The following is a 9,543-nucleotide window of genomic DNA, read 5'->3' as shown; positions in this document are numbered from 1 at the left end:
GTCGCCGCGCTGCGCGCCGCCGCCACCACCTCCGGCTACGGCCGCCTGCTCACGCGCCTGTCGCGCGCGGGCATCCCGTGCGCGCAGGTGCCGGTGGGCCTGCGCGGCCTGCGTGTGACCACCCGCAACCTGGTCCGTACGGCGCACGCCATCGGCATGCAGGTGCACGTGTGGACCGTCAACGACCCCACCCGCATGGAACACCTGCTGGACCTCGGGGTCGACGGCATCATGACCGACAACGTCACCGGCCTGCGCGACGTCCTCGAACGTCGTGGCCTGTGGCATCCAGGCGGCGTGGCCGCATAGGAGCGCTCGACGACATGCCCGTTTCGGCACCCCCCGCCGGCCTCGACGACTCTCCCGCCGCGCGCAGGCGCGAACAGCGCGGCTGGTACTTCTACGACTGGGCCAACTCCGCCTTCTACACCACGATCATCTCGGTGTTCCTCGGCCCGTACCTCATCCCGGTCGCCAAGACCGCGGCCTGCGCCAAGGACTTCCCCACCGTCGCGCCCGCCGCCTGCTCGGCCGAGTTCGACAAGCTGGCCGCCACCAACCCGGGCCTCGGCTATGTGGACGTCCTCGGCGCCGACATCAGGCCCGCCGCCTTCTTCGGGCTCACGCTGACCGTGGCGGTGCTGCTCCAGATCGTCTTCCTGCCGGTCGTGGGCGCGCTGGCCGACCACACGGGGCGCAAGCGGGAGCTGCTCGGCGCGTTCGCCTACGTCGGCGCGCTGGCCACGATGGGCCTGTACTTCGTCGAGGGTGACCGGTACCTGCTCGGCGGCGCGCTGTTCGTCATCGCGAACCTGGCGTACGGGTCGTCCGTGGTGGTCTACGACTCGTTCCTGCCGCAGATCTCCACCCCCGACGAGCGCGACGGCGTCTCCTCGCGCGGCTGGGCGATCGGCTACCTGGGCGGCGGCCTGCTGCTCGCGCTCAACCTGGTGCTCTACCTCCGGCACGAGAGCCTGGGCCTGAGCGAGGGCATGTCGGTGCGCATCAGCATGATGTCGGCCGGGCTGTGGTGGGCCACGTTCACGGTGATCCCGCTGCTGAGGCTGCGCAACCGGCCGGTGCCCGCGCACGAGACGACCGCGTTGCGCTCGGTCGGCGGCAGCTTCCGCCAGCTCGGCCGTACCATCGCGGACCTGCATCGCTACCCGCTGACGCTGCTGTTCCTGGTGGCGTACCTGGTCTACAACGACGGTGTGCAGACGGTCATCGGCAACAGCGCCGCCTTCGCCTCCGAGGCGCTCAAGCTGGACAAGTCCGTCCAGATCAGCGCCATCCTGATGGTGCAGTTCGTGGCGTTCTTCGGCGCGCTGCTGCTCGGCTGGCTGGCCCGCCGGTTCGGCACCAAGCGGACGGTGCTGGCCAGCCTGGTGCTCTGGACGGCGATCGTCGTCGTCGCGATGTTCCTGCAGGAGGGCGCGGCCCTGCAGTTCTACCTGCTGGCGTTCGCGATCTCGATCGTGCTGGGCGGCACCCAGGCGCTGTCACGCTCGCTGTTCTCCCAAGTGATCCCGAAGGGCAGGGAGGCGGAGTACTTCAGTCTGCTGCAGATCAGCGACAAGGGCTCGGCCTTCATCGGCGCGCTGACCGTCACGATCGCGCTCCAGTTCACCAACAGCTACCGCATCGCCATCGTCTCAATGATCATCTTCTTCGTGATCGGCTTCGTGCTGCTGGCCCTGGTCAACCTCCCCAAGGCGATCAGGGCGGCCGGCAACGAGGTGCCCGAGACGATCTAGCGCCCGCCTGCCCGGCGCGGCCAGGACCATCGTGCCCGGCCCCTGGGCCGCGCCTGGGCCGCCGACGGCCACGGTGTTCTCCGCGGTGGCGGGGCCGCCGCAGTGCGGGCAGGTGACGACCGGGACGAACAGCTCGCCGCAGGAGTGCACGAGCAGCGCGGGCGGCCCGCCGGGCGGGGTCGCCCAGCGGTCGCCCCAGGCCATCAGGGTGAGCAGGGCCGGGACGATGTCGCGCCCGGCCTCGGTCAGCACGTACTCGTAGCGAACCGGGCGCTCCTGGTAGGGCTGCTTCTCCACCACCCCGGCGGCCACCAGGCCGTCGAGCCGCCGGGTGAGCAGGTTGCGCGAGATGCCCAGGTCCTCGGCCAGGTCGTCGAACCTGCGCAGGCCCAGGAACAGGTCGCGCAGGATCAGCGGGGTCCAGGGCTCGGCCACGACGCCGACGGCGTGAGCGATGGAGCAGTGCATCTCCCCGAACCTGTTCATGCGCCCAGCATAGTGGGTTGCTAAAGTGAACCCATTTCGGTTCACGTCAAGGCCCGTTCGGCGGCCCGTTCGGGGGTCCGTTCGGGGCGCAGCTCGGCGTGCGCGTCCCCCTCGGAGCCGAGCATGTTGCCGCGCCCGCACACCCGCGCGACCAGTGCGGCCGGGAGGCGCTCTTCCGCACGAGTTGACACCGGCAGGCTAATGACATTAGCTTCAGGGCTACACCACTGAGCCTGGAGGCAGACATGACCGAGTTCCTGACCGTCGAAGGCGGCCGCATCGCCTACGACGTCGCCGGCGAGGGGCCGCTGATCGTGCTGGCCCACGGCATGGGAGACGGCAGGGGCGCCTACCGTTTCCTGCTTCCCCAGCTGGTGGCCGCCGGGTTCCGGGTGGCGAACATGGACCTGCGCGGGCACGGCGAGTCCAGCACCGGCTGGGCCTCCTACACCCGTACCGACGTGGCGGGCGACATCCTCGCCCTGATCAGCCACCTGGGCGGCCCGGCGGTCGTCGTGGGCCACTCCTTCGCCGGCGGGGCCGCCACCATCGCCGCCGCCCGGCAGCCCGAGCTGGTCAGCGCCCTGGTGGAGATCTGCCCGTTCACCCGGCCGCAGCAGCTCGCCCCGGCCGGGCTGCGCGTCGCCCGCCACCGCACCGGCCTGACGCTGCTCCTGGGCGCCGTCCTGACGCGCAGCGTCGCGCTGTGGAAGCGCTACCTCGACCATGCCATGCCGGGCGTCAAGCCGGCCGACCACGCCCGCTACCTGGCCGCTCTGGAGGCCGATCTGCGCAGGCCCGGCCGGATGGCCGTGGTCGGCAGGATGGGCGGCGCCGCGCCGAAGGACGCCGGCGCCGAGCTTCCGGCCATCCGGTGCGACGCCCTGGTGGTCATGGGCACCCTCGACCCCGACTGGGCGGACCCGAGAGCCGAGGCCGACGGCATCGTCGCCGCCATGCCCGCCGGGCGCGGCACGGTCGCGATGATCGAGGGCGCCGGACACTACCCGCACGCCCAGTACCCCGACGAGGTCGCCGCGGTGACGCTCGCGTTCGCGAAGGAGCACGCCCATGGCTAGAGCGTCTCTGTCGCCTGAGGCGGTCGTCGACCACGCTCTGCGGATCATCGACGAGCAGGGGGTCGCCGCGCTGACCCTGTCGGCGGTGGCCGCGCAGGCGGGGGTGGCCACGCCGTCGCTGTACAAGCACGTGCGCAACCTCGCCGAACTGCGCGAGCTGCTGTCCGCCCGGGTCATGAACGAGATGTCCGACCAGCTGAGCGAGGCGGCTCTGGGCCGCTCCGGCGACCAGGCGCTGCGGGCGCTCATGGACGCCTGGCGCGCCTACGTCCTGCGCCACCCGCACCGCTACTTCGCGATGATCCAGACCCCCGACGCCGGCAGGGCCGAGGCCGGGGAGCGCCTGATCGGCATCCTGCTGGCGGTGCTGCGCGGGTACGGGCTGGAGGACTCCGACGCCATCCACGCCGCCCGCTGCCTGCGCGCGGCCGGGCACGGCTTCGTCGTCCTGGAGGCCGGGGGCGCCTTCGGCCTGCCCGAGAAGCTCAACGAGAGCTACGACCTGCTCATCCACATGATCTCCTCCGGCCTGCGCACCCCTCGCTGACCAGCCGCTCCGGCCGAGGACGGCACGTGAGACCCCGCGTGCCGCGGCCCGCCAGACACTCCGGCGAGAGCGAAGCACAAAAAAGAGAGCACTGCTCTTGACCGTTCGCGGCCATTGCGAGAGCATTGCTCTCGCAAGAGATCGGCGCACGTTTCGAGAGCGCCTCCTCCAGTCTGAGAGCACCACCCCCACCTTTGGAGTCGTCGTGAGATCATTCACCGCGCTGAACTTCGCCGTCGCCGGCGTTCTCTTCCTGATCTACCCGGCCGTCCGCCCCTCAGGGGACGACGCCGCCGCCATGGCCTCCCCCGAGTGGGTCGCCGGGCACCTGGCGGCCATGATCGGCTTCGTGCTGCTCGGCCTGGCCGTGCTCGGGCTGCACCAGCTGCTGGGCGACCGGCTGTCGCTGCGGGCCGCCCTGGCGACCTGGGTCGGGGCCGGGCTCACGCTGCCCTACTACGGAGCCGAGGACTTCGGGCTCAACGTGATCGCCAAGCGGGCCCTGCGCGACAACACCCCGGCCCTGATGGAGCTGGCCGAAGAGTTCCGTTTCAGCCCGGTCGCCGTCACCATGTTCGCCCTCGGTCTGGCGCTGCTCGCCGTCGGCGCCATCATGGCGGCCGTCTCCGTCTGGCGGTCGGGAGTGCTGCAGAAGTGGAGCGCGGTGCCGCTCGCGGCCGGGTTCGCCCTGTTCATCCCGCAGTTCTTCGGCCCATACTCGCTGCGCATCGCCCACGGCGCGCTGATCGCGGTCGGCGGTGTGTGGCTCGCGATCGCGACCTGGCGCGGGCGGACAGTCTAACTCCTCGCGGTGATCGCGATTGGATCACCCCGCAGAGGGGAATCCCATCACGGTACCAAGCGTTAACACCGTGGGAGACAGACCCCCTCCACGATGGGGGCCCTGTAGGAGGCATTTAGACATGGGCGAGCGCGCGCTTCGTGGCACCCGGCTCGGGGCAACCAGCTACGAGAACGACCGTAACACGGATCTGGCTCCGCGCCAGGAGGTGTCGTACACCTGTCCTAAGGGCCATCGCTTCGACGTCCCGCTTGCCGCCGAGGCCGAGATTCCCGCGACGTGGGAGTGCCGCATGTGCGGCGCGACAGCGGTGCGGGACGACGGCGAGCAGCCGGAGTCCAAGAAGACGAAGCCCCCGCGGACACATTGGGACATGCTCCTGGAGCGCAGGTCCATCGAGGATCTGGAGGAGGTGCTCAACGAGAGGCTGGCCGTCCTTCGGGCCCAGCGGCGTAAGAGCGCCTGACACACCTTCTCACGGTGAAGCCCCCGGGCAGGACGCCCGGGGGCTTTTCTGTGCTGTCCCGGCGCCTGCCGTACCGAGGAACCCGAGGGCGGCGGCCCCGCCCCGTCCTCGCGGACGGGTCAGGCGGCCGACCGGTCACGAATCCCAGACCGGCTCAGCAGCAGCATCGGGCCGAGCACGCCGGCGGCGTGACCGGTGGTGGCCGAGATCGTGGTGAGCCAGGCCGTGCCGGCGGTCAGGGTCGTGGACGGCCTGCCGCTGCTCCTCGCCCAAGGCCGTCCTGCCGCCGGAGGGCCGGCTCCTAGCGGACGGCCTTCACCGGGCCTGAGCACGCCCGTGAGGCGCCACTGGAGGACCGCGAACGCCCGTGCTCCGGCGAGGTTACGCGTCGCGGTTGTCGCGCACGATTTCGCCGTGCTCCGGCGAGGTTGCGCGGTCGTCGCGCAGGACCTCGCCGTGCACCACCTTGGCGCCGCGCGGCGCCGCGGCACCGGGCTCGTCCGTGTACGGGGCGCCGCCGCTCGGCGGGAAGAGGTTCGCGTACGGCGAAGCCTCCGCCATCCTCTGGAGCCTGCGGTCGAAGAACCAGGCCGCCAAGCGCCGCATCGACGGACGGGTGAACGGCAGCACGCACAGCAGCCCCAGCACGTCCGTCAGGAAGCCGGGGACGAGCAGGAGCGCGCCGCCCGCTAGCACCAGGCCGCTGTCGCCCAGCTCCCGCTCGGGCATCCGGCCGGATCGCAACGACTCCTGCAGCCCGTGCCACGCCCTGCGTCCCTCGCGCCGGACGATCCACGAGCCCAGCGCGGCGCCGACGACGAGCAGGGCCACCGTGGCCCACCCGCCGATCGCCGAGCCCACCTGGAACAGCAGCCAGATCTCCAGCACCGGGACGGCCAGGAAGGCCAGGAAAAGCAGGAGCCGCATCGTTTCCTCATTCCGCACACGCGCGTACGTCAGGGATAACGCGGAAAGCCGGCCAACCGTTCCACACCGCCGAACCCGGGACGGAGCGCTCGGGTCAGCCGCGCTTCCTGCGCAGCCGGGTCGGCAGCCCGGTGATGCCCCACTGGCTGATGCGCCAGAACGCCTCGTACATGACAGGGCCGCTCATCTTGCTGGTGCCGATCGTCCGCTCGACGAACGTGATCGGCACCTCCACCACCCGCAGCCCGTGCCTGACCGTGCGGAGGGTGAGGTCGATCTGGAAGCAGTAGCCCTGCGACTCGACGTCCGCCAGCCCGATCTTCTCCAGCGTGCCCGCGCGGTAGGCGCGGAAGCCGGCGGTGGCGTCGCGTACCGGCATGCCGAGCATGATCCGTGTGTAGACGTTGGCGCCTCGGGACAGGAACTCGCGCCTGTGCGGCCAGTTGACCACCTTGCCGCCGGGCACCCAGCGCGACCCGATCGCCAGGTCGGCGCCGTCGGCGAGCGCCTCCAGCAGCTTGGGCAGCTCTTCGGGCTGGTGCGAGCCGTCGGCGTCGATCTCGACGAGGACGTCGAAGCCCTCGGCCAGCCCCCAGCGGAACCCGGCGATGTAGGCGGCGCCGAGCCCCTGCTTGCCGGGCCGGTGCAGGACGTGCACGTGATCGTCCTCGGCGGCCAGCTCGTCGGCGACCTTCCCGGTGCCGTCGGGGCTGTTGTCGTCGGCGACCAGGAGGTGCGCCTCCGGCAGCGCGGCCCGCAGCCGCTCGACGATCAGCGGCAGGTTGTCGCGTTCGTTGTAGGTCGGGACGACGACGAGCACCCGCCCGAGAGTCTCCATGATCAGTAGTTCCTCATCCCCGGCGCCTGCCTCGCCACACGGCGACTCCGACGGCCGCCGCTCCCATCATCATCAATGCCCACTCAGGCGCGGCACCCACCTTGGTGGCGATCGTCTCCTGGGTGCGTACCGGCACCTTGACCACGTTCATGTCCGCGACCAGCTCGCGAGTCTGCCAGGAGACCTTACCCTCAGGCGTGACATATGCCGAGATTCCGGTGGTGGCGGCGGTCACGACGGCGCGGTTGTGCTCGACGGCGCGCAGCTGCGACATGGCGAGCTGCTGCGGCGGCAGGTTCGACAGCGCGTACGTGGCGTTGTTGGTCTGCACGATCAGCGGGGTCCCGCCGGCCCGGACGGTTCCCCGTACGGTGCCGTCGAAGGCGACGTCGTAGCAGTTGACCGCGCCGACCGTGACGGGGCCCACCTTCAGCGCGCCCGGCTTGGTTCCGGCGATCGACTGCCTGCCGACCAGGTTGGCCCGCTCCCACAGCGCCAGGACGATGTCCTTGAACGGCGTGTACTCGCCGAACGGCACCAGGTTCTGCTTGTCGTAGTACGCGCCCGGCCCGGTGACGGGGTCCCACACCAGGCTGCGCGTGGCGCGGTGCTCCGTGCCGATGGCCACGACGGCGCCGACCAGGGTGGGCACGCCGACGTCCTTGACGGACTCGTCGATGATCTGGCGGGCGAACCTGTCGCGGTAGGGGTCGATATCGGTGGAGTTCTCCGGCAGGGCGACCAGGTCGGGCTTGAGCACCTTGCCCTCGCGGGCGGCCTCCGCCAGGCGCTTGGTCCCCTCGGAGTGGTTGCGCAGCACGACGGCCGGCTCGTCGCCGAGGACGTACATGCCTCGCCCGGGGACGTTGCCCTGGACGATGCCGACGTTGACGGTGCGCCCCTCGTCGCCGGGCCTGGGGATGGCGAGGCTCAGCAGCGGGATCACCAGGGCCAGCGCCGCCGGCACCAGCCTGCCGAGCCCCCTTCCGCGCTGGAGCGCCGCGCAGGCGAGCAGCGCGCCGCACAGCGCGACCGCGAACGACACCAGCGGCGCGCCGCCCAGCGCGGCGTACTCGGTGAACAGCGACTCGCCCTGGCTGAACGCGGCGCGGGCCCACGGGAACCCGCCGACGGGTACCAGGCCGCGCACCCACTCCATGAGCACCCACAGGCCGCCGAACCACAGCGGCCACCCCGGGAGCCGGAACACCAGGGCGGCCAGGGCGGCCAGGGCGGCGTAGAACAGGCTCTCCACGCCCACGAGGGCCAGCCAGACGTCGTCGCCGATGGTCCGGACCCAGGCCAGGGTCGGCAGCAGGAACGCCACCGCGGCCAGGTAGCCCAGCCAGGCGGCGCGGCGCGGCCTGGCCCGGTAGAGCGAGGCGACGATCAGGCCGATGCCGAGCGGCGCGCACACCCACCAGCCGAGGGGCGGGAAGGCCAGGAACAGCACCACCCCACCGGCGACGGCGGCGGCCACCCGCGCGAGAAGCACCCGCCGCGACTCCGGCACGACGTCACGCGCCCCGGACGCGCTCGAAGGGGATGGGCCGTCCGGACCGTCGGACGCGGCATCAGGGCCGGCGGGCACGGTGTCAGGGTCGGCGGGCGAAGGTTCGACGAGCTCCGGGTCGGGGGTTGCGGGCGCGGTGGCAGCGTTCGAGGGCGCCGTGGATTCGGGTGGTCGGCCCGTTCTGTCCTGCACCAAGCCGGTTTCTCCTCGCCGCTCGCACACCTGCTTGCGAAAACGCTACCGCCCTCCGACAGCCGTTCGGCCGTTCCGGCTCGATCGGATCACCGAAGGAGCGCTCCAAGTATGCGCGATCTCCCGTACAGGGGCGCCGGCGGGCGCGGTCGGGAGGGCGGGGCGCGGGGGATCGGGTGCGGCACGGGACCAGCCGGCCAGGGAGCGGCAGGGTGGCCCCGACGGGAACATGACCCGACGTGGGACCACCCCGGCGCTTGGTGGCGATCCTGCGCACGAGAGCGGGAAGAGGGCCCGGAAACCCTTCGGACCGGACCCGTCTCGTCGGCGGCGAGCGCGGAATTCCGTTGTCTACTGGGCTACCGGGCCCGTCCCGGGTCCAACCCCCCGCCCGGTTGGGGTGCCCCGACTCGACGGACCGACGGCCCTGCACCTGGCTGTGTGGACGGAGTCACGCTCCGTCACGGACGCAGGATCCGACGATGTCAGAGACGGCCAACCGGCCAAGTCCCGTGCTGGACTGCGCAGCAAACTACCGACTCCAACTCAGATGTCAACCGTGTCCCGATCAGCGGAAACATCAAGTTTTCGCAGGTAGCACATGCTCGACTTGCCGCATTGACACTATTTAAAGCCTATTAAAGCCCATTTGTCGTGTCATGTCCGGGATGCGGCAAGGCGCCCAGAGCTGGCGACAGCGGCTGGTCGTGCACGACGCCGAGCCGCTGCGTGGCCCGCGTGAGCGCGACGTACAGATCGCCGGGCCCCTTCGGCGACTGGGCGGCGATCAGGCCGGGCTCGGCGACGATCACCGAGTCGAACTCCAGGCCCTTGGCGTCGGCGACCCCCATGACCGCCACGGGCGCGTCCAGCGCCGCCGCTCCCCGCGCCGACCCGGCGCCGGGGGTGACGACGACCGTGCCGACGACCGCGTCG

Annotated in this window: 12 protein-coding genes; 6 read left to right on the top strand and 6 right to left on the bottom strand. The window is 71.3% G+C overall.

Annotated features, from left to right (window positions below; all coding sequences use genetic code 11):
• Nucleotides 1–309 (top strand): glycerophosphodiester phosphodiesterase family protein (locus tag ABZ297_RS45105; protein ID WP_355360194.1); only part of this gene is annotated, 309 nt, incomplete at its 5' end.
• A gap of 14 nt (nucleotides 310–323) precedes the next feature.
• A complete protein-coding gene (locus tag ABZ297_RS45100; protein WP_355360191.1) occupies nucleotides 324–1,757 on the top strand; it encodes an MFS transporter in 1,434 nt (477 codons plus the stop codon).
• On the opposite strand, the gene ABZ297_RS45095 is transcribed toward ABZ297_RS45100, so the two are convergent.
• On the bottom strand, nucleotides 1,656–2,243 hold the full coding sequence (locus tag ABZ297_RS45095) for a helix-turn-helix domain-containing protein (RefSeq protein ID WP_355360188.1): 588 nt from the start codon (nucleotides 2,241–2,243) through the stop codon (nucleotides 1,656–1,658). The two genes, ABZ297_RS45100 and ABZ297_RS45095, sit on opposite strands and share 102 nt — an antisense overlap.
• A 41-nt stretch (nucleotides 2,244–2,284) precedes the next feature.
• Nucleotides 2,285–2,434, bottom strand: coding sequence for a hypothetical protein (locus tag ABZ297_RS45090; RefSeq protein WP_355360185.1), 150 nt, complete (start codon nucleotides 2,432–2,434; stop codon nucleotides 2,285–2,287).
• A gap of 54 nt (nucleotides 2,435–2,488) precedes the next feature.
• Here ABZ297_RS45090 and ABZ297_RS45085 point away from each other — a divergent pair, with 54 nt between their 5' ends.
• From ABZ297_RS45085 to ABZ297_RS45070, 4 genes are all read left to right on the top strand, one after another.
• Nucleotides 2,489–3,322, top strand: coding sequence for an alpha/beta hydrolase (locus tag ABZ297_RS45085; RefSeq protein WP_355360182.1), 834 nt, complete (start codon nucleotides 2,489–2,491; stop codon nucleotides 3,320–3,322).
• The gene (locus ABZ297_RS45080; protein ID WP_355360179.1) at nucleotides 3,315–3,869 is read left to right on the top strand and encodes a WHG domain-containing protein; all 555 of its coding nucleotides are present in this window, start codon (nucleotides 3,315–3,317) and stop codon (nucleotides 3,867–3,869) included. The genes ABZ297_RS45085 and ABZ297_RS45080 overlap by 8 nt, the downstream gene beginning before the upstream one ends.
• A gap of 205 nt (nucleotides 3,870–4,074) precedes the next feature.
• Nucleotides 4,075–4,671 (top strand): hypothetical protein, encoded by a 597-nt coding sequence (locus tag ABZ297_RS45075; protein ID WP_355360176.1) that lies wholly within the window; start codon nucleotides 4,075–4,077, stop codon nucleotides 4,669–4,671.
• Between the two features lie 121 nt (nucleotides 4,672–4,792).
• Nucleotides 4,793–5,137 (top strand): RNA polymerase-binding protein RbpA, encoded by a 345-nt coding sequence (locus ABZ297_RS45070; RefSeq protein ID WP_355360173.1) that lies wholly within the window; start codon nucleotides 4,793–4,795, stop codon nucleotides 5,135–5,137.
• 381 nt (nucleotides 5,138–5,518) lie between these two features.
• On the opposite strand, the gene ABZ297_RS45065 is transcribed toward ABZ297_RS45070, so the two are convergent.
• From ABZ297_RS45065 to ABZ297_RS45050, 4 genes are all read right to left on the bottom strand, one after another.
• Entirely contained in the window at nucleotides 5,519–6,064 is a 546-nt protein-coding gene (locus tag ABZ297_RS45065; protein ID WP_355360170.1) for an FxsA family protein, read from the bottom strand.
• Between the two features lie 94 nt (nucleotides 6,065–6,158).
• Nucleotides 6,159–6,902: a polyprenol monophosphomannose synthase gene (locus ABZ297_RS45060; RefSeq protein WP_355360167.1), complete on the bottom strand. Its 744-nt coding sequence runs from the start codon at nucleotides 6,900–6,902 to the stop codon at nucleotides 6,159–6,161.
• Nucleotides 6,903–6,915: 13 nt separating this feature from the next.
• The gene (gene lnt / locus ABZ297_RS45055; protein ID WP_355360164.1) at nucleotides 6,916–8,607 is read right to left on the bottom strand and encodes an apolipoprotein N-acyltransferase; all 1,692 of its coding nucleotides are present in this window, start codon (nucleotides 8,605–8,607) and stop codon (nucleotides 6,916–6,918) included.
• 638 nt (nucleotides 8,608–9,245) lie between these two features.
• The coding region (locus ABZ297_RS45050) for an ATP-binding domain-containing protein (protein WP_355360161.1) at nucleotides 9,246–9,543 on the bottom strand (298 nt) is incomplete at its 5' end.

The sequence above is a fragment of the Nonomuraea sp. NPDC005983 genome (genome assembly GCF_040614375.1).
Classification (GTDB): domain Bacteria; phylum Actinomycetota; class Actinomycetes; order Streptosporangiales; family Streptosporangiaceae; genus Nonomuraea.
Note: the sequence above shows the minus strand (reverse complement) of the source record. Positions and strands in the feature narration are given on the sequence as shown.

What these genes read in the sequence shown, in the direction of transcription:
- ABZ297_RS45100 (WP_355360191.1), top strand. Translation starts at nt 324, where the DNA reads ATGCCCGTTTCGGCACCCCCCGCCGGCCTCGACGACTCTCCCGCCGCG.
- ABZ297_RS45095 (WP_355360188.1), bottom strand. Translation starts at nt 2,243, where the DNA reads ATGAACAGGTTCGGGGAGATGCACTGCTCCATCGCTCACGCCGTCGGC.
- ABZ297_RS45085 (WP_355360182.1), top strand. Translation starts at nt 2,489, where the DNA reads ATGACCGAGTTCCTGACCGTCGAAGGCGGCCGCATCGCCTACGACGTC.
- ABZ297_RS45080 (WP_355360179.1), top strand. Translation starts at nt 3,315, where the DNA reads ATGGCTAGAGCGTCTCTGTCGCCTGAGGCGGTCGTCGACCACGCTCTG.
- ABZ297_RS45070 (WP_355360173.1), top strand. Translation starts at nt 4,793, where the DNA reads ATGGGCGAGCGCGCGCTTCGTGGCACCCGGCTCGGGGCAACCAGCTAC.
- ABZ297_RS45065 (WP_355360170.1), bottom strand. Translation starts at nt 6,064, where the DNA reads ATGCGGCTCCTGCTTTTCCTGGCCTTCCTGGCCGTCCCGGTGCTGGAG.
- ABZ297_RS45060 (WP_355360167.1), bottom strand. Translation starts at nt 6,902, where the DNA reads ATGGAGACTCTCGGGCGGGTGCTCGTCGTCGTCCCGACCTACAACGAA.